This is a genomic window from Companilactobacillus muriivasis, from assembly GCF_036246245.1.
GTDB lineage: Bacteria > Bacillota > Bacilli > Lactobacillales > Lactobacillaceae > Companilactobacillus > Companilactobacillus muriivasis.
The window spans coordinates 425,347-444,666 of record NZ_BTTQ01000001.1 but is presented as its reverse complement, the minus strand read 5'-3'; the positions used below and the strand labels follow the sequence as shown (position 1 = coordinate 444,666).

Annotated in this window: 18 protein-coding genes and 1 pseudogene; 8 read left to right on the top strand and 11 right to left on the bottom strand. The window is 36.6% G+C overall.

The window, feature by feature from the left end:
- The first annotated feature begins 51 nt into the window (after positions 1 to 51).
- The 4 genes from mvk to fni are packed head-to-tail and all read left to right on the top strand — an operon-like array spanning position 52 to position 4,103.
- Complete coding sequence (mvk, locus tag AAA923_RS02250) at positions 52 to 1,002, top strand: mevalonate kinase (RefSeq protein WP_338214341.1); 951 nt, start codon at positions 52 to 54, stop codon at positions 1,000 to 1,002.
- Positions 995 to 1,960 (top strand): diphosphomevalonate decarboxylase, encoded by a 966-nt coding sequence (gene mvaD / locus AAA923_RS02245; RefSeq protein ID WP_338214340.1) that lies wholly within the window; start codon positions 995 to 997, stop codon positions 1,958 to 1,960. The genes mvk and mvaD overlap by 8 nt, the downstream gene beginning before the upstream one ends.
- A 24-nt stretch (positions 1,961 to 1,984) precedes the next feature.
- A complete protein-coding gene (locus tag AAA923_RS02240) occupies positions 1,985 to 3,064 on the top strand; it encodes a phosphomevalonate kinase (protein WP_338214339.1) in 1,080 nt (359 codons plus the stop codon).
- Positions 3,057 to 4,103, top strand: a complete 1,047-nt coding sequence (gene fni, locus AAA923_RS02235) for a type 2 isopentenyl-diphosphate Delta-isomerase (protein WP_338214338.1) — start codon at positions 3,057 to 3,059, stop codon at positions 4,101 to 4,103. The genes AAA923_RS02240 and fni overlap by 8 nt, the downstream gene beginning before the upstream one ends.
- Here fni and AAA923_RS02230 read toward each other — a convergent pair.
- From AAA923_RS02230 to AAA923_RS02220, 3 genes are all read right to left on the bottom strand, one after another.
- On the bottom strand, positions 4,100 to 5,452 hold the full coding sequence (locus tag AAA923_RS02230; protein ID WP_338214337.1) for an RsmF rRNA methyltransferase first C-terminal domain-containing protein: 1,353 nt from the start codon (positions 5,450 to 5,452) through the stop codon (positions 4,100 to 4,102). The two genes, fni and AAA923_RS02230, sit on opposite strands and share 4 nt — an antisense overlap.
- Positions 5,453 to 5,456: 4 nt before the next feature.
- Entirely contained in the window at positions 5,457 to 6,431 is a 975-nt protein-coding gene (locus AAA923_RS02225; protein ID WP_338214336.1) for a hypothetical protein, read from the bottom strand.
- Positions 6,432 to 6,797: 366 nt separating this feature from the next.
- Entirely contained in the window at positions 6,798 to 7,559 is a 762-nt protein-coding gene (locus AAA923_RS02220) for a hypothetical protein (protein ID WP_338214335.1), read from the bottom strand.
- A 528-nt stretch (positions 7,560 to 8,087) separates the two neighbouring features.
- Here AAA923_RS02220 and lepB point away from each other — a divergent pair.
- Both lepB and AAA923_RS02210 read left to right on the top strand, forming a co-directional pair.
- Positions 8,088 to 8,753 carry a signal peptidase I gene (gene lepB / locus AAA923_RS02215; protein WP_338214334.1) on the top strand — a complete coding sequence of 222 codons (666 nt, stop codon included), beginning with the start codon at positions 8,088 to 8,090 and terminating at the stop codon, positions 8,751 to 8,753.
- 36 nt (positions 8,754 to 8,789) lie between these two features.
- Entirely contained in the window at positions 8,790 to 8,975 is a 186-nt protein-coding gene (locus AAA923_RS02210) for an LBP_cg2779 family protein (RefSeq protein WP_041501047.1), read from the top strand.
- 119 nt (positions 8,976 to 9,094) lie between these two features.
- Here AAA923_RS02210 and AAA923_RS02205 read toward each other — a convergent pair whose 3' ends face one another.
- The 5 genes and pseudogenes from AAA923_RS02205 to AAA923_RS02185 all read right to left on the bottom strand — a co-directional run bounded on the left by AAA923_RS02205 (position 9,095) and on the right by AAA923_RS02185 (position 12,103).
- Positions 9,095 to 10,294 (bottom strand): DUF2075 domain-containing protein, encoded by a 1,200-nt coding sequence (locus AAA923_RS02205; RefSeq protein ID WP_338214333.1) that lies wholly within the window; start codon positions 10,292 to 10,294, stop codon positions 9,095 to 9,097.
- Positions 10,295 to 10,342: 48 nt separating this feature from the next.
- Positions 10,343 to 10,531 (bottom strand): annotated as a pseudogene (gene thmT / locus AAA923_RS02200) (2-hydroxymuconate tautomerase); the annotation flags it as partial.
- A 192-nt stretch (positions 10,532 to 10,723) separates the two neighbouring features.
- Positions 10,724 to 11,488: an SIR2 family NAD-dependent protein deacylase gene (locus AAA923_RS02195; RefSeq protein ID WP_338214332.1), complete on the bottom strand. Its 765-nt coding sequence runs from the start codon at positions 11,486 to 11,488 to the stop codon at positions 10,724 to 10,726.
- A gap of 1 nt (position 11,489) precedes the next feature.
- Positions 11,490 to 11,939 (bottom strand): hypothetical protein, encoded by a 450-nt coding sequence (locus AAA923_RS02190; RefSeq protein ID WP_338214331.1) that lies wholly within the window; start codon positions 11,937 to 11,939, stop codon positions 11,490 to 11,492.
- Positions 11,936 to 12,103: a hypothetical protein gene (locus AAA923_RS02185; protein WP_338214330.1), complete on the bottom strand. Its 168-nt coding sequence runs from the start codon at positions 12,101 to 12,103 to the stop codon at positions 11,936 to 11,938. Before AAA923_RS02185 ends, AAA923_RS02190 begins: the two co-directional genes overlap by 4 nt.
- Before the next feature lie 223 nt (positions 12,104 to 12,326).
- Between AAA923_RS02185 and AAA923_RS02180 the strand changes: the two genes are divergently transcribed.
- Positions 12,327 to 12,656, top strand: coding sequence for an Rrf2 family transcriptional regulator (locus AAA923_RS02180; protein WP_338214329.1), 330 nt, complete (start codon positions 12,327 to 12,329; stop codon positions 12,654 to 12,656).
- Between the two features lie 35 nt (positions 12,657 to 12,691).
- Here the strand turns inward: AAA923_RS02180 and AAA923_RS02175 are convergent, their stop codons facing one another.
- Positions 12,692 to 13,240, bottom strand: a complete 549-nt coding sequence (locus tag AAA923_RS02175) for a TetR/AcrR family transcriptional regulator (protein WP_338214328.1) — start codon at positions 13,238 to 13,240, stop codon at positions 12,692 to 12,694.
- A 191-nt stretch (positions 13,241 to 13,431) separates the two neighbouring features.
- On the opposite strand from AAA923_RS02175, the gene AAA923_RS02170 reads away from it, so the two are divergent.
- On the top strand, positions 13,432 to 15,768 hold the full coding sequence (locus AAA923_RS02170) for an ABC transporter ATP-binding protein/permease (protein WP_338214327.1): 2,337 nt from the start codon (positions 13,432 to 13,434) through the stop codon (positions 15,766 to 15,768).
- A gap of 256 nt (positions 15,769 to 16,024) precedes the next feature.
- On the opposite strand, the gene AAA923_RS02165 is transcribed toward AAA923_RS02170, so the two are convergent.
- Positions 16,025 to 17,521, bottom strand: a complete 1,497-nt coding sequence (locus tag AAA923_RS02165) for a C40 family peptidase (protein WP_338214326.1) — start codon at positions 17,519 to 17,521, stop codon at positions 16,025 to 16,027.
- Positions 17,522 to 17,532: 11 nt separating this feature from the next.
- Positions 17,533 to 18,765 carry a C39 family peptidase gene (locus AAA923_RS02160; protein ID WP_338214325.1) on the bottom strand — a complete coding sequence of 411 codons (1,233 nt, stop codon included), beginning with the start codon at positions 18,763 to 18,765 and terminating at the stop codon, positions 17,533 to 17,535.
- Positions 18,766 to 19,320: the final 555 nt, after the last annotated feature.

The following is a 19,320-nucleotide window of genomic DNA, read 5'->3' as shown; positions in this document are numbered from 1 at the left end:
TCATTGGAATAGATGTATAAAATAAAGACTTAGAGAATATGAGGTGAGCATGTGCTTAAAGGAATAGGTAAAAGTCATGGAAAAACGATTATTATGGGAGAACATGCGGTAGTTTACGGCTACCCCGCCTTCGCAATTCCCCTTTTGAGTACCCCCGTGATTGTTAAAATAAAACAAAGTCAAGCAAATTTTCTAACTTCAAAGTACTATGCCGGAAAAATTGACAAAATCCCTGACTCATTATCAGGCGTTAAATATTTAATTGATTTATTAGATAAGCGCTTAAATCAAGAACATATCAAGTACACCATCAGTATTGACAGTGGTTTGCCAATCGAGCGTGGTATGGGTTCATCAGCTGCCATTGCGGCCGCAATTACTCGTGCATTCTTTGACTGTTTCAATCAGCCACTGGATCACCAGCTATTATTAGATTACGTCAACAAGTCGGAAACTATCACACATGGTAAAGCAAGTGGCTTAGATGCTTTAACTGTTAGTTCTGAAGATCCAATTAAATTTGGTAAAGACGTTGCTCCCAAACACTTTAATTTCAATTCTGATGGTTTTATCGTGATTGCTGATTCAGGCGTCAAGGGTAAAACTAAAGAGACTGTCGCTGATGTCAGAAAAATGTATGAAGCTGATCAAAAAAAGACTGGTGCCTACTTACAACAATTAGGTGACTACGCGACATCTGCCAGTGAATATTTAACAACTGGACATCTCAAGCAATTAGGATTGGTTTTTTCTTTAGCCAATGAAATTTTGACTAAATTAAATCTTGCCATTCCTAAAACTGACAAATTAATCGAAGCTGCTAACAGTGCTGGTTCCCTAGGTAGTAAAATCACTGGTGGTGGCCGTGGTGGCTGTATTATCTGTCTAGCTAGAAATTTGAAAAATGCTCAGATGATTCAAAAAGCTTTGGTTAAAGCTGGAGCCGAACAAACTTGGATTCAGCCACTATCAATTTATGGGGAGGACTCAGACGTTGACTAGAACAGCTCGAGCCTATACAAATATTGCTTTGATCAAATATTGGGGTAAGAAAAATAAACAATTGAAGTTACCCTATACAAACAGTTTATCCTTAACACTTGATCGGTTCTATACCGAAACTAAAGCAACGATTATCGATTCTGACAAAGATGTTGTTTACCTAAACAATCAATTGCTCGATGATACGCAGAACAAACGAATTCTCAATTACTTAGAAACAGTTCGAAATTTCTACTCTTTTACGGAACACTTTCAAATAGACTCAGTTAATCACGTTCCAACTTCCGCTGGATTCGCTTCATCAGCTTCAGGTTTTGCGGCACTTGCAGCAGCCATCAATGAGACCAAACAACTCGACTTAAATCGCCAAGAGTTATCAATCTTAGCTCGTAACGGTTCTGGATCGGCTAGTCGTTCCATCTATGGTGGGTTTGTCGAATGGCAAGCGGGACATGACAATGAGTCTTCTTTTGCTGTGCCAATTGACGAAACGCCAGAGATTGATTTAGCTTTATTGTCGGTAGTGATAAATAAGCATAGTAAGAAAATTTCTTCGACTGTGGGGATGGAAAATAGCGTAAAAAGCTCCCCTTTTTATCCAAATTGGGTTACACTGGTGTCTTCAGAGATAAAAGAAATTAAGCAAGCAATTGCCCAAAAAGATCTTCAAAAAATTGGTGAAATTTCGGAACACAATGCGATGAGTATGCATGCTCTGACACTTTCTGCCGATCCTTCGTTCACATATTTTGCACCGGAAACTATTCGGATTATTCAACTAATTCAGGAATTACGTCGAAAAGGTTTGTTTGCGTATGCTACAATTGATGCCGGTCCAAATGTTAAAATTATATGTACGAAAGAATCGCTTCCTAAGGTTCAGACATACATCGAACAACAATTATCAGATGTCACAACCGTTGTGGCCAACATTGGTCCTGGTATCCAATACATCTGATACAAATTGAAAGGTATGATATTTTTGTCTACAGGAAAAGCACCTGGAAAATTATATTTGGCTGGAGAGTATGCTGTTGTTGAAACGGGCTTCCCTGCTGTCCTAACTTCAGTTAACAAGTACGTTACCGTGACAGTAAACAAGTCTCAAAATGGTGGTACTATCCAATCCAAAAACTTAAATAAGGAATTGATCCACTGGAACCGTCAAGGTACGGAACTAGTCTTCGACGATTCAGAAAGTCAATTGCAATATATTTTGGCAGCTATCAAGTTCGTTGAAAAGTATGCACTTGAAAGTGGTAGTAAATTAAGTTATTACGACCTACTTGTAACAAGCGAACTTGATTCTGAAGATGGTAAAAAATATGGTTTAGGCTCTTCAGCCGCTGTAACTGTTGCCGTAGTTAAAACTTTAGGTGATTTTTATCACTTAGGTCTTACAGCAATGGATATTTACAAAATCTCAGCTATCTCCCACTTGTCAGTTCAAGGTAATGGTAGCTTAGGCGATATTGCTGCAAGTGCCTTTGGTGGCATCGTAGCTTACTATTCACCTGACCGTAACTGGATTTTCAATATGATTAGAAATCACAGTATTACTGAGATTTTGACTCTTGATTGGCCTCAATTACAAATCAGTAGTCTTGAATTGCCAGACGACTTGGAATTAACCGTTGGTTGGACTGGTTCTCCAGCTTCAACTTCAATCCTAGTTGACCGGATTGCCTTAACAAAGGCACAAAAGGTCGAAAAGTATCAAAACTTCTTAAGTGCTAGTCGTCAAAGTGTTGAGAATTTAATCAACGGCTTTAAGACTAACAATGCGACATTAATTAAAGAAATGTTCAGCAAGTATCGTGAACTATTGAAAGATCTTGCTGAATTTAGTGATGTTCATATTGAGACAGAACTCTTAACGAAGCTCTGTGATATTGCCGAGAATCTTGGTGGTTCAGCTAAGACTTCTGGTGCCGGTGGCGGTGACTGTGGAATTGTTTTGAGTGACAAAAAACTTGATGTTGCTGAACTTAAAAAAGAATGGCAAGCAGTCGGCATCACCCCATTAACTCTAAAAATCGGAGACACAATCGCTCATGCCTAAACAGGATGCACAAATGCAACGTAAGGTTGAACATCTTTTCTTAGCGGAAAAGTTTTTTACTGACGAATCATTTGCTGATTTTGACAGCGTTCGACTATTGCACGATGCTTTACCTGAATTACGTCTACAGGATATTGACTTATCGACTAATTTTCTCGGTAGCAAGATGGCTCTACCAATCTATTTCAATGCAATAACCGGTGGTTCTCGTCAATCAGCTCAATTTAATGAAGAATTGTCACAATTAGCTCATACGCTGTCTATTCCTGTTTCCAGTGGCTCAATGGGCGTTTATTTGCGTCTACCAGCGGAAACTAAGGCCTCATTTACAACTCTTCGGGAAAATAATCCGGACGGCTTTGTCATGGCTAATGTATCCGCCAAAGCTAATGCCACTCAGGCTCAAGAAGCAATTGATTTGTTAAAAGCTAATGCTTTGCAGATTCATCTAAATGTTTTGCAAGAGTTGGCTATGCCTGAAGGTGATCAGGAATTCTTTTGGTTAGATAATATTAAAGATATCGTCAGTCATGTGTCAGTTCCTGTGATTGTTAAAGAAGTTGGCTTTGGCCTCTCTCAAAAGAACTTAGCTCAATTATATCGAGCTGGCGTGCGCAATGTTGATATCTCCGGTTTCGGCGGTACCGACTTTGCTCAAATCGAGAGTGCCAGAAATCATGAATTAGATTTAACTTATCTTGACCGTTTTTCTTTATCCACGGTTGAATCACTTTTGGAATCTCTTCCCTATCAAAATAAGATGACCATTTTCGCTTCTGGAGGCGTTAGAACACCAATGGATGTTATCAAGGCGATTCGGATGGGTGCTAGCGCTGTAGGGATGTCAGGCTTAGTCCTCCACCATCTACAGAAGTATTCTCTCAGTGAAACGGAAATCTTCTTCGAAGAATTTACTAAGCAATTACGTTTGATTATGGCCGCAATCGGTGCTAAATCTATTGCAGATATAAAAAAAGCTCCCATCGTATTCGATGAGAACTTAGTAAATTATATGAAACAACGAAATATTAAATTCTAACGTCTAAGCCCTTTGGGATAGACGTTTTTTATTTGTTGATTACTGTAACGACCCCAACTGAATAGTTTACCTTGATATGATAAACCAATCCATTTGTTGTCAAAATCGGGTTTCGAATCTAAAATAACTGACTCACCATGCAAATATTTTTCAAATTGCTCTTGAGTCAATTCATAAACTGTCTTCAATTCCTCAGGTTTGAGTGCTAATATCCACGCGATATCAGGCTCAAACCTATTTTTTTTGAATTCACCTAGCTTTAGACCATTTCTCAAAATATGTAATCCTTTGAATCGATTATCCAAACTAGCTGCTTGATACAAGAAATCACTGATTTTGAGCCAACTTGTTTGTGCTAACCCATTGAGGTTAGTTTTGGCAAATTGCTGAACAAACTTGAAATCATCTTTCTTGAGACCGTCATTGATTTGGCGTTCCTTTGGTTCAACAGTTTCGCCATCTTTAACTAGCTTACACATGAAGTGTCCTTCACCGTTGAATTGATCAGGAAACATACGTAAAGCTTTTTTTAATTCAGGATTGTCCTTTGCCCACTCAGGACGTCCATCTTCCATACCAGGATATTTTTTAACTTCAGCCAAATGCATATCAGGATACTTGTCCAAGAACCAAGCCACATTTTGTTCGTTCTCTTCAGGTGAGAAAGTACATGTTGAGTAAACTAACGTTCCACCTTGGTTCAACAATTTATAAGCTGAATCCAAAATATGTTGCTGACGATTGGCACATTGTTCAACGTAATCTAGTGACCAATATTTAACTGATTCAGGATCCTTACGAAACATACCTTCACCAGAGCATGGAGCATCAACTAAAATTTTGTCAAAGAAGTCATCAAACTTTTTTTCAAAGTCTTTGGGTGAATTATTAGTTACAACTGTATTTGTAATACCCATTCTTTCGATGTTAGAAGACAACACCTTGGCACGCTTAGCATTTATCTCATTGCTGACCAAAAGTCCCTGAGAAGCCATTTTTGAGGCAATATAAGTAGTTTTACTACCAGGAGCCGCACAGAGATCCAAAATTTTCTCATTTTCTTGAGGATCAACGATTTCTGTAACATACATGGCACTAGGTTCTTGACTGTAAACATAACCAGATAAATGATCAATCGAATTACCGTCAATATCACCAAAATAACCAATATTGCTGTATTCCAATGATTTATCTAAGGAATATGAAACATTTTGATAGTTAGCCTTGAGGGGATTTAGACGAAAAGCTTCTTGACTATCTTCTTGAATAGCCGCAAAAAGCTTTTCAGCTCGCTCTCCCATTAAATTACGATATTTTTCTTTAAAGTCATTACTCAAATCGACTTTCATTAAACTACTCACTCCGTTTTACAAAGAATATTTGCGACACTCCAACTAAGATGGTAATCAAAATTGCGACTGTCATGAACAAATTAAATGTACCATGGCTGATAATAACGATTCGCCAATTGACGAATGCAAAGCCGGCAGCGAATGGCAACAAAGTATAGATCAGATAGCGAATCAATAATCCGTTACGATAATTATTCTTCAAATCACCAGTTAAATGAGATCTCGATAGATCAAATTTTAATGGGATTAGGATGTAAAAATCAATCGCAATAATCAGGAATAGTAATAATACAATTCCAACAAGATATAACTCACCATTGTTACTTGCTTCAACATTGGTAAAGTCATCAGTCTGTGGCACATACTTATGCATTGATTTAACATGCAAAACCTTTTTGATTTTATTGAGACTCTCTTTATTCGATAAGGCTCGACCATCCAAAACTGTCGTCACTTGATTCAAGTGATATTTAGATTTCGGCTGATTAGGCGACAGTGATACCAATGTCTGTAAATTCAAAATATCAGCCCCATCGAAACCAACATTTCCGATAACAGAAATATAACGATTATCAACCTTGATATATGATTGGCTCTGAGGTTTATACGCTTCAATTTCTGACGACTTGCCTTGTACCGCAAATGGAATCTGGGAAGTAAAGTCATCCATTGAGAAATAACGGCCGGAGGTAATCGGTAACTTGTTGATCTTAGTATGACCATAAATATAGCCAATATCACTGTTACCCTTTTCAAAGAAGATTAATTGATAATTAGCGACCTTCTTTTTTTGATTCAATTCTTGGACAGCAGTGACTAAATTCTTCTTGGATTTAGTATGCAAAACGACTGCATCTTCACTCATACCCAAGCGATTCATCGTATTATTATACTTGATAGAATCACTTTTCGAGACAGCGACACCAGTCAAAAGAATTGCCAAGAAAATAATAATACTCGAAATTATTTTTTTCATAAAAAATTCACCTATAAATTGTCTTACTGTGTTCCGTCTCCAGGTATGAGAATATTTACCTGCTATGCGGACCGGTCCGAGCCAAAGAGCGGTCTCGAACCTCGGTTTGAAGCCTTACCATAGACCCGTAAGTCTCCAAACACGCCCGGTGGTGTAATGGCTAAAGCCATAACACCACACCCACAGCGGGTAAATATTCTCATACCTTCCGACTAATTTAAATTTTTATTAGTATTACAACTAAATAAATGTAATAAATGATTACTAATTAAGATTATTAAAATCAATTATTAACTAGTACTATATTTTACACTATAACAACAAGCAAGGCTGAAACAAATTTACATTGTCTCAGCCTTGCTTATCTTATTGGATTAAATATAACTGGTCATGAACTAAATCATAACGTGAATAAACTGAATTAATTGCATCTATTCGAGGATCATCGACTATTTTAGCATCATCCCAGAACTCTTTACTATCAGTTGCTCCATACTTCTCACCGATCACTAGGAAGTTAACATCCAATTGACGAATCTTTTGTAAAATTTTGAAATCAATATCTTCACGGTCAGGGCTCCAAGCAACAATCACATTGTCGACTTTTTCACCATATTTATCCAAGGCTGCCAATGCATCTAAGGACTCAATTTCAGTCATCTTCAAATTACCGGTCTGATTATATTTTGACCAACTCAAATCGTCGGTACAATACGTTTCAACATCTTCATCACGCAATCCTTTTGACAAATAGCCATTTCCAGCCATTAATTCCAAGAAACTTTCTTCAGGGAATTGCTTTTTGATTTCAGCTGTAAAATCTTGGGTAATCGTTGCCCAATAGCCAAAGCGTGTTTGCAAATATGTTCGAAATTCGCCTAAGTCATGATCAAATTTTTCTAAATGAGCCGACATAGTTTGAAATTCAACCTCATCTAAACTGACATTATTTTCCATATAAGACGTTATTTCTTTTTCAGTCAATTGAAGCTGTGGAAAGTGATACTTAGGCAATTCATTATTATTCAATGCTTGGCAAATGCGTTCCATGAATTTAATGCGTGCATTAAAAACCATCCCATTCGGCAAAACTGCAGTATCTTCACGTAATCCATCAATATAATTCATAACTATCCCTCCAGAAAAATGCTTACCGATAATTCAGTCATATATCGACAATCATGTTACTAGAAATTTAGTAATACTTAAAGGATTAAGTTGTGCTTTCCGTTTCCGGAGGTTAGAGTATTCATCTGTTGCGCGGCACAGTCCGAGCCAAAGTACGGTCTCGAACCTCGGTTGAAGCCTTTTCAAAGAACGAAAAGTCTCCAACACGTCCGGTGGTGTAATTGCTGAAGCAATAACGCCACTTTCGCTGCGAATGAATACTCTAACCTCCTCCAACTAATTTATTTTTTATTATTATTGGAAAACTAGATCACAACTTCTGACTATTTTAATAAATTAATGATGTCATTGTTAACAGCAATCGCTACAAGTGGTTAATCCACATCAGGCACAATCCTTCGCTCTCGCTGGCGGAATACAAACAAAACATTAATATTCATTTAAATTTTGACGATGAAAATACCACAATTATTTCCAATAATAACGAAAAAGTGTAATATCTTAGGTAGTACATGTACGAGGTGAAATATGGCAGAAAATAATAAGAGACGACGGTCTCAAAAGGAAGAAGAAAGCGGTTGGCAATTCTGGTTACAGACCATTGCTCTAACAATTGCAATCTATGCAGTTTTCTTCCTCGGATTTAAGTTCATTCTTTCCAATGATAAAGTTTCTGGACCTTCCATGCAGCCGACCTTTGAAAATAACGATAAAGTTATTGCGACAAGACATTCTAGCATCAGTCGTGGTGATGTTATCGTTTTGAAGGCGCCTGACGAACCAGGATCATTTTATATCAAGAGAGTTATCGGTTTACCTGGCGATACAGTTGTTTCAAAAAACAACAAAATTTATGTTAATGGTAAACTGTATAAAGAAGACTTCCTCAATGCGGGTCACAAAGTTAAGGAACCTGATACTAGTCTCTATGCGGGCAAGCCATACAGCTATACGTATAATTTCACTTTAAGTACTTTAGCTAAGAATTCTCCTGAATGGCAACAACGTTATAGCAGTTCTTATCTAAAGAAAATCGAACAGACTAACAAAGTTCCTGCTGGTACCTATTTTGTAATGGGAGATCACAGAACCGTTTCCAAAGACAGTCGAATCATTGGTTTTATCAATAAGAAGAGTGTTATTGGTGAAGTCAAGTGGCGTTACTGGCCATTGAATAGATGGGCAATCTTTTAAATCGAAGTTAACAGATAACTTATTGGAGGTATTTTCATGGATAAACCAAATATTGCTGAAATGATAATTCAGTACGAAAAAGATAAAGATATGACTGATACACAATTTGCTTTTGAAAGTCACATTTCAGTAGAACGTGTTCATAATTTAAAATCAGGTGATTACGAACCAACAGCAGCTGAAACAAAGACAATCTTAGAATACATTAAGCTACATCAATAAGGCAGTATTTGTAGTTTACCATGATAGCGATGACCATTTGGTTATCGCTATTTTTGTGCTCTAAATAAAAAATATCTCACGAAAATTAGATGTTAATCCAACATTTGCAAGATATTTTTTTAATGATTTTCTTTTAAATAATCGTAAATACGTGAATCATGAAAATAAACATACACGCCTTTAACTCCCCGTTTTAATAAGACATTGATTGAATTCAGAATTATTGCCCTTTTAGCAGCGTCCACGTCAGTTAAATCTGCTTGATGACGTTTCTTAAAAGCTTCTTGATCTTCATACTTAGCAATATCAACTTTTATCCTACCATCACCATCATAAACAACTGACGGACCGATAATCACTGCCACATAGTTGAGGTCAAATCCTTGCACTGTATAAATTGAACCAATTTCATCAATTGTCGATTCTTTTTGCGCCCACGTGACATTGGAATAATTATATTGGTCCCAAGGTAAATGAAATTCCCCTTCATTAACAAAGTGTTTCTTGCCATCAAGAGTTGAAGGATAATCAGCTGTCGCAACGATGCGAGACTTTTGATAAGTTGCATTATCCTGGCGTAATTGCTGGTACATTTTTTCGGCATCTGGGTAGATTCTAAAATCATAGCCATTATAATTGCCACCAAAAAACTCAGAATTACGTTGTTCCACCAGGTTTATTTGGAGGTTATTCGTCAAATTATCAACCCACTGAATAATTCTCTTAGGTGCTTGCATACGCATTTGAACATGGAGAGTTGCCAATTGGTAATGTAGCTGGAATCTTTGGACTAAATTATCGATAACCTTCTGTGACCAAAAACTCTTTAATTTCAAAACTTGTCGTTCATCATAGACGATTATGACCACTTTGCTCAGCTTGATTATTTCTTCTAGCTGATTGTTTTGTTCAAAGTTATTGTAACGATCGGCTTCACTCAACAGCAAATGGGCCTCATCAATTACAACGACATCCGGTGACTTATTCTCTTTATTCATGCGATTGATAAAAGTTGTTGGACGTAAAAAACGATTCTTGCGTAATTCCTTGTAACCACTAGCGTTTTCTTGATAGACCTTTAATAGTTCGGGATGGTTAACTAAAAAATAATTGTCAGTTCCATTATCCTTAGCCATTTGTTCCAGATGTAAGAATAATTGCGTTAAAATGACACTTTTTCCAGTACCAGCATCCCCATTTAGCTGAAATAACCCTTTAGTTTGGTTGCTCAAATTATTTTGGCAAAAATCAAATATTTCATTAAAAACATCTTCTTGTTCTGCAGTCAGATGCTTATCAGGTAAAACAGAATCTAACATATGTATCTCCTAACAAAAATAGCACACCCTAAGGTGTGCCAAAGTTAACTATTCGTCACTCTTTAAAACTCCGCCAACAGCGTAGTGTTCTTTTTCCATTTCGTTCAAAACAACGTGTACGTGTTCTGCAGGTGCACCAGTGTTTTTAACAATGGCGTCAGTAACGTCTTTGACCATTCCTCTTAATTGAGCTTCGGAACGTCCGGCGATTAAATCAATATGTACCAATGGCATAAGCTTTCTCCTTTGATTACTTCATAAATTCGAATTAAAATTCATTTAAATTGTCTCATAAAATAAGCATTTTATAAACCATTATTCCATTTGATCAACCTGAGATTTACTTAGTTAGACTTTCTGCAATATCCGCAAAAACAGTATTAATATCGTCATGAATAACTAAAGACTTATCCTCAATCTTGGGATGAGTCATATGGCAGCCTTAGGATTTATATTAACGTATGAGGCTTGTGGCAAATTATATGTTAAATTCCAAAATGGCTGCTGAATAAACATTGGCGTCATACGTCCTACACCTAACTCCATTAATAATAACTTTTTAATCTGATTACTTTTAATAAAGCTATTTACTTTATCATATTCGGCATTAAACCTCTCATCTTCAAGAAAAGTTGGTGATCTTACCCAAGGCTCCAATTCAACACGGTCGACTTCGCTTCTAGGAATCATCTCAGATGGAACTTGCATGTTCTTGATATTCTTTATAAGTTTTTCCATATACGGTCCAGTTTCATATAAACTCTTATCCGTCAGTGGATTTGAACTTTGAAGAAACTTCCAATCACCTTGAATGGCACTAATTTTATCGTCCTCAAAGTAACGATTAAACATCTCGTCTTGGTTAGTTGTCATAATATGAAAATTTTTGCCAGCAAGCATTTTCTTTAAATTATCATAAACAGGTTGCGTTGCAGATGTGTTAACCATTATTGAATATAGTTTGGCTAAAAAAGCCCAGCGCGTTTCTGAATTAGGATATCTCGTATAGAATCCGTTGAACATACCATTAAATTTATACTTTTCTACAAAATCTCCCATCTTTTCCATAACATTTTCATCATTTCGATACCAAAAATCTAAACCAGCAGCGACTGACATTCCTGATCCCGCGCACACAAGAATCGCATCAGCATCGTTGATTTCTTCAAGTAATTGTTCCTCATCGAAATTCATTCTAATTTTCCCCCATTGCGGTTGCTATTTTATTAAATGTTTCAGTTAAGTCCCCATCTATCCCAAATGATTTGGAGCTAATAGTATTTGGAATATTTAACTCACCTTTGTTAATTGAAATATAAGTAACATCAGGCATCTGACCAACCAAACTCATTATCGGTGCCTTAATCAATTGATTTCTAGGACCGATACCCATTTCTAAAATAACTATTTTTTTATTGACGTTTTCCTTAATAAAATTAGCAAATCTATCCTGAGCAACTTTAACAGTTATAAAAATTGGTTCGGATGAAACATTCAAACGCATTGGTTCATCATCATTTTCACATTTCGGCAATAAATCTGGATTTGATACACCCGCTGCATCGTCAGTTCCAAATTTCTTGGCTAATTCAATGGTTGAAAAGAATTCGGGATTAGCCTCTTTCTGGCAATGCATCTGAGTCAAATTACCTTCAACCTCAAAAATTCTTTCAGACTCCAAACCAGCCAAATTAAATTGGCAAATAAGTTAAAGACTTCAGAAATCGAGAAACCATTGGCGGCCGTCACCAATACTGCATCGGCTTGTTTTATTTTTGTTGCTATATCTTCTATTTCATTATTATCCAATTAAATTCATTCCTTTGCTGTTAATTTAAAAATAACAGCAAATAAATTATACTTAGTAACACTAGATACGTTGGAGGTATTTTTATGAAAAAATCTGTTAAGTTAAGCGATAGTGTTCATGCTCTAGTTCTCATTACCACTGATCCCTTCCATAATCTAAAATCTAACGAGTGCTCGCCTAGCTGAAAGTATCAAAACTAATCCTTCATTTGTTCGTCAAATCATGAGCAAGCTTAAGCAAGCAGGAATTATTGAAAGTGTTACCGGCCATCCTCCACCACACCTAGCGCTTGATGCTAAAAACATTTCATTATTGGACATTTATCGTGCAGTTGAAGGCGACACGCCTCTATTGCAATTGGATACTAACATTAATCCCGAATGTGGTCCTGGTGTTAATATTCAACTTTCACTAAAGGATTACTACGGTGAAATTCAAAAAAACATTGAAAAACAGATGGCAGCTGTTAATCTAAAAGATATTATCGATAACTATGAACAGCGTTTAGATAACCCTAAAGAAGATTACTTACAATTGATAGCCGATAAGTAATCAAATAACCCAATTCCTAGAAATACAGAATTGGGCTATTTTTTAATTTGATCTCTAAACGACTGAATATTATCCGCAAATAATATTGTAATAATAATCTTGGCTAATTCTTTAGGTGTTTCTGACATCCCATCCTTAACCCATCTCTTCATAATAGCCATCATCCCTGACATCATGTAAACCTCTTGATACTTATCATATTCGTTGATTTTTGGTTTTCCGGCCGCACCATTTTCAATTGTTTGCTGAATCCTATCAATCAACTTGGTCTTGCCTTCAACAAATACTAAATTACTCAAACGTTTCTGATTATAGAAAGCATTCAGTAATTTCTCAAATGCTTCAACCGGCTTCATATTATCGTCTGTATCTATTGATTCGATAAACTCCGTCTCGATACTTTCGACACATTCAAAAATATCATCGTAGTATCTGTAGAAAGTTGTACGATTTATGTCAGCCATTTTACAAATCTCTGTTACTTTTATATTTCCAATAGCCTTATTTTCTAATAATGACAAAACAGAATCCTGAATGACTTGTCGAGTATATTGAGCTCGACGATTATTCTTAACTCCAACCATAGCTAATTTCTCCATACAGCGTTATTCATGCAACAGAATACGACATTATGTTACAATTACAACAAATTATTCATAATTGATGATTGTTTTTTGAATAAAATGTTTCTATTATATGAAACATGGTGTTGCACTAATGGAATTTTAACAATTCTGTATGAACATTACAAATTTAAATAAAAGGAATTAATTAAATGCTGGAACTTAAACATATTAAAAAGTATTTCTATGTCGGTGATTCTGTAACTAAGGCACTTGACGATGTATCAGTATCATTTCGACCTCAAGAATTTGTGGCCATACTGGGGCCTAGTGGTTCTGGTAAAACTACCATGCTTAACGGTATCGGTGGTTTGGATATCTACGATTCTGGTGATTTAATTATTAAGGGTAAATCAACCAAGGACTTCTCCGAATCTGATTGGGATGCCTATCGTAATAATTCTGTTGGTTTTATCTTCCAAAGTTACAACATAATTGGACACTTGAGTATCCTTGATAATGTTGAAATGGGAATGACCCTCAGTGGCGTTCCAAATGAAGAGAAAAAAGAGAAAGCTATCAAGGCATTAGAACGTGTAGGATTGGGTCCACACATGAATAAGAAACCTAATCAATTATCTGGTGGTCAAATGCAACGTGTGGCTATTGCTCGTGCGATTGCTAATGACCCTGAAATTTTACTCTGTGATGAGCCAACTGGTGCGTTGGATACTGAAACTAGTGTTCAAATCATGGAACTAATCAAAGAATTATCAGCCGAACGATTGGTTATCATGGTTACTCATAATCCTGAATTAGCCAAACAATACGCTGACCGTATTATCAATTTTGCGGATGGTAAAATTCAAGATGACTCCAATCCCTATGTTGAAAATGAAAGTGAAGATAGATTTGAATTAAAGAAAACTAAAATGACTTTTTGGACGGCTCTTAAGTTGTCATTTACTAATATCAAAACTAAAAAAGCTCGAACTTTCTTAACAGCTTTTGCCTCAAGTATTGGTATTATCAGTATCGCTATCGTATTGGCATTGTCATCAGGTTTTCAAAAACAGATCGACAAAACACAGTCTAACACTTTGGCACAATTCCCAATCACTATTTCACAGGTAGCTTCTAGCCAAACTGCCCCATCAAATAATAATAAGAAGTTGACCAAAGCAAAGAAAACCAAAGTTACTGCCAAATTAAGTCAAGCTGACAAGTCAACTCACGTCAATAAAATCACTAATAGATATCTCAATTACATCGACAACATTGATCCAGCTTTGAGCAAGACAATCACTTACACTTACTCAACTGGTATGAATTTATTAAGTAACGTTGATGGCAAGATTAAAAATGTTACTTTCTCTAATACTGACAACAGCAGTGCTAATTCAGCTAGCGCTATGCAAAATGCAATGGCAACTTCAACTGGTATCGGCGGTTCAGTTTATCCAGGTGGTAAGAACGGCCAAGTATTCTTAAAAAAGCATTACAAAGTTGTTTCTGGCTCAATGCCAACAAGCGCTAATGACATCGTGTTGATTGTTGACACTGACAATTCTACCAACATCAATGCCTTGAAAAACTTAGGTTTATCTGTCAAAGATGGTCAAAAGCTCGATTTCAACAAGCTAGTTGGCAAAGAAATCAAAGTCGTTAATAACAATGATTATTACAAGAAGTTAGGAACTGGAACTTTCCTACCTAACTCCGCCAATGAAGGTCTCTATAACAATAATGCCAATACAACTTTGAAAATTTCAGGTATTTTACGAGTTAAATCTAAGTCATCTGAAAACATTTTAGCTTCTGGTATTGCTTATAGTGATCAACTAACGAAGAACATTATCAACAACAACAAGAACTCTGATATTGTCACTGCTCAAAAGAGTAGTAATAAAAACGTCTTGACTGGTGCTAGTGTCGATGATGCTCAAACAAAAGCTAATTTGCTCAGCTATCTCGGTGGTTCAACTACACCTTCAAGTATTATGGTTTATCCTAATAACTTTAAGAATAAAGATAAGATTCTCAAGTACTTAGATAAGTACAACAGTGGTAAGAAGAAAGCTGACAAAGTCATCTACACAGATATGGCTGGTTCAGTTTCTAACTTGACCGGCGGACTAATGGACGCTATAACTTATGTTCTAGTTGCCTTTGCCGGAATCTCGTTAGTAACAAGTATGATCATGATTTCAATCATTACATATACATCAGTGCTCGAACGTACCAAAGAAATTGGTATTTTGAAAGCTCTCGGTGCTAGAAAGAAAGATATCACTCGTGTATTCGATGCTGAAACAACCATCCTAGGTGTAGCATCTGGTGTCCTCGGTGTTGTTATCGCCTATCTAGCAACCTTTCCTATCAATTCAATTTTGAAGAGCATGACTGATTTATCAAATGTTGCACAATTGAATCCGATTCATGCAATTATTCTAATAATTGTAAGTACAGTTTTAACCGTAATCGGTGGACATATTCCAGCTCGAATGGCTGCGAAGAAAGATGCTGCAACAGCATTACGTTCCGAATAATCTAATAGTTAAACTGCAAAGACAAAGTCCTGATTTTTTAGGGCTTTTTTTGTTATCTGCAACAAAAAAAGACAAACCTAAGATTACCTTTCGATAATTTCAGTTTGTCTTTAGATTTACAATCAATATTGAAATAGTTTTATTTAATCAGACTAATCATAAAGTAATTTTACATTAATAAAATTTAAATTAGTCGGAAGGAGCAGGTGAATATTCCTGTTCCTGGAGATGACTACCCTTCAATCTTTTTTATAGATTAATGGAATACACGTTTTACACCAACAATGTTTCCACGTGATGAGTAGATTGAGTGTACTTGAACGGCAAATGGCCATGATTCAATCATTGTATCCTTGTTCAAAAGAATACCAACGTGCCAAACAACACCAGTTGATGGATCAGCGAAGAAAATTAAATCTCCACGTTGACGGTCGTTAAAGTTTACACGAGGTAATCTGTTATCAGCCCAGTAATCACGGCTATTCCATTCGTGACCTGGTTGAGCGTGTTGAATATTTGAAATTGGTGATGAATCAATACCAGAAGCGTAAAGTGCTTGAGTAACTAATCCAGAACAGTCAACACCATATGATGGGCTTGAAGCTGCACCAGAAATCCAAGGTTGACCAAGATACTTGTATGCTTGGTTAATCATAGCTTCAATATGATCTGAACGAGTACTTGTCATATTAGTTTGTAATGGAGCAACATATGAGTCGATACCGTACCATGTGCTCTCAACAAAGCCCATAGCTTTCCATGTAGCCAAGTTAACAACACCTGTTACAGGAAGACCTTTTCTTGATTGAAGTGCTCTAACACTAGCAGCTACAGAACCGTCATAGATTGTGTGGGCATTAGAATAACCGAAGTACTTTCTTACTAAATATGTCTTGATACCTTCAACACCATTGTACAAATCATAACCAACGGCACCACCAGAAGGTTGGATTTGGCTGTTGTGAATTTGTAGCCAACCATTTGGGTTTTGATATGCGGCAGCAGTTGTAGCATCGTCACTATTTAACCAAACATTGTTAGCAATTTGGTAATAAGTCAAACCATTAACTTTGTCAGTACGGTTGTATCTCCAGACAGTGTTAGCAGCTTGGTTAGCTGAACCATTTCTAACAAATCCTTGATCAGTACGTGAAAAGTTAACAGCACCAGATGATTTAACACGAATGATACCGTCAGCGGCGTTACCATATGTCAAAACAACATCTTGACCATCAGTATATTCGTTAGTAGCAACACGGTAGTAAGTTTTACCATTGTATTGTAACTTTTGGTCAGTGAACCATGGAGTGTTAGGTCCAAGTTGACGGTCAGTAATAGCTGAACCATCTTGTTTGTAAAGTGGAGTTGCTTGGTTTCTAGTTGTAACAATTCCTCTTAATTGTGTGATGTTTGAAGCTGTAGCATCTGCTTGTGTGTCTGCGTTTTGATCAGTGGCTGCATCGGTAGTTGTAGCTGTCGTTTGATCATTAGTTGCAGTTGCATCAGTAGTATTAGCAACTGTTGCTTGAGCATTGGCTGTATCGTCAGTTGCTGCAGCAGGAGTATCAACGGCTTTTTGATTGTCAGTTGGTGTTGTTACTGCAGTAGCTTGAGAAACGGCTTGGCTTTGAGTGTTTGTAGTTGTTACTTGATTATCAGTAGTTGTGTCAGCTTTAACATTTTGTTGAGTAGTAATTGCCAACATTGTTAGTGCCATACCACAAATAAATGATAGTTTTGCTTTTTTATTCATTTGTTTCTCCCCTAATAACTTATTGCACGTCTATTTTGCGTGTTCCAATTGTTAATGAATTGGTTAATCCCCATTTGAAGTGTTTGGTCAGTCCAACAATCATTGTAGTAAACATAATTTGGATCATAACCTGTGACAACTAAAGCATGGTATGGGAAGCCATACAATGTATGCCATGTTACAACTGGATGGCCAATATCAATTTGATACTTGATTGCATCAAAGTTTTGACCAGTTAAATCTTTGGCCGTTCCAGCATACTTCTCAACTAAGTTCATCAAAGCTGATGGGAAAATAGTAATCCCTGTTTGATCCCATGGTTGACCAATATAACCGTAATTTGGATTGCTGCTACGTGGCATTTCACGGGCCATTTGCATTTTGTTCACTTTGGCACCGGCATATTGTAGCATCATTGTTACTGCCGTAATTTCACAGCCATTTGGCAATTCAGGACGTTGTGCAATCAAAGGCACACCAGAAATCCATTTAGATTCCTTATATTGGCCTTGGTTAATAACGACATAATCTTGTGGAACCCATGTGTCATTACCGATTTCATACCATTCTTTACCATTGATTTTAGCGTGATTGCTTACTTTCCACGTACTACCGGTTGGAACATTGTGGCCTTGATAAGTGGCCTTGTTACCATAGTGTAAGAACGTGTGGGCACTAGAACCCTTTTGATAAACAACTGTTGCATTACCTTGGTAAGGTTGAACATATGATGTGAATGTTCCGTTGTTACCATTGGCAAATTCATCAGTAGCTACCCGATAATAATTGTTTCCATCGCTCATAGTCATGTGAGTATCGGTATACCAAGCAGTGTTTGGACCCAAAGCTCGGTCAGTTATTTGTGAACCATCAGCATGGTGTAAATATGTCAATTGTCCCCCGACAGTGTAAACGCCATCAACAGGTTGTGATTGAACTTGTGATGGTTTGCTAGCAGTGCCGTTCACTGTTTGAGCTTGAGTCTGTGTTTGTTCTTGTGTTGGAACTTGAACTGGTGCTTGCTCTTGTTTAGTCTGATCAGATGTTGCAGTTTCAGCATCTGCAGTTTTAGCTGTTGCTGGTTCAGTCGTATTAGTCGTTTCTTTAGTATCAGTAGTTGCAATACTTTGACTAACGGTTGCTTCAGCGTTGTTATTTACAGTGTCAGCTTTAACAATATTCGTTGAAAGCAGACAACTAGACGCAAATAAAGTTGCGTAAAGTAGTTTCCTTTTTAACCCCATATACTTTTACCCTTCGTCTCGTAGATTGAAAACAGATATTTTATTTGCTAGCATGCCCCCTATGACATTTTTTGATAAAAAATTATAGTTAGATAAATCTTAACCCCGTTCATCTACGATAATTTTTATCAATATTTCAATACAATAAGTATAACATCAGACTAATTCAAAAAAGAATAGCTATTCCTAAAAAATCGGGATAAATTCCTATTTTTATGATTTATGTTATGCCGCCGGAGGAAACCAGAAAATTTCGCCAGCTATGGGGACCGACTTGAGCCAAGGTCTCAAGTCTCGCTTTGAATCCTTGCAAGTTCGGCAAGTATCCAAAGTCGCCCCGTGGTGTAATGGCTAAAGCCATAACGCCACCTTCACAGCAGTTGAATTTTCTGGTTCCCTCCGGCTAATGTATTTTTTTTAATTGTTCAATATATATAATTTCTTGATATTTATTGGAACTCGAGTATTATTTTTTATTTGGTTTGTGTTTTTAAGATATATGTTTTCGTAAAACATATATCTTAATTTAAATAACACTGCAATTTGTTTTTTCGT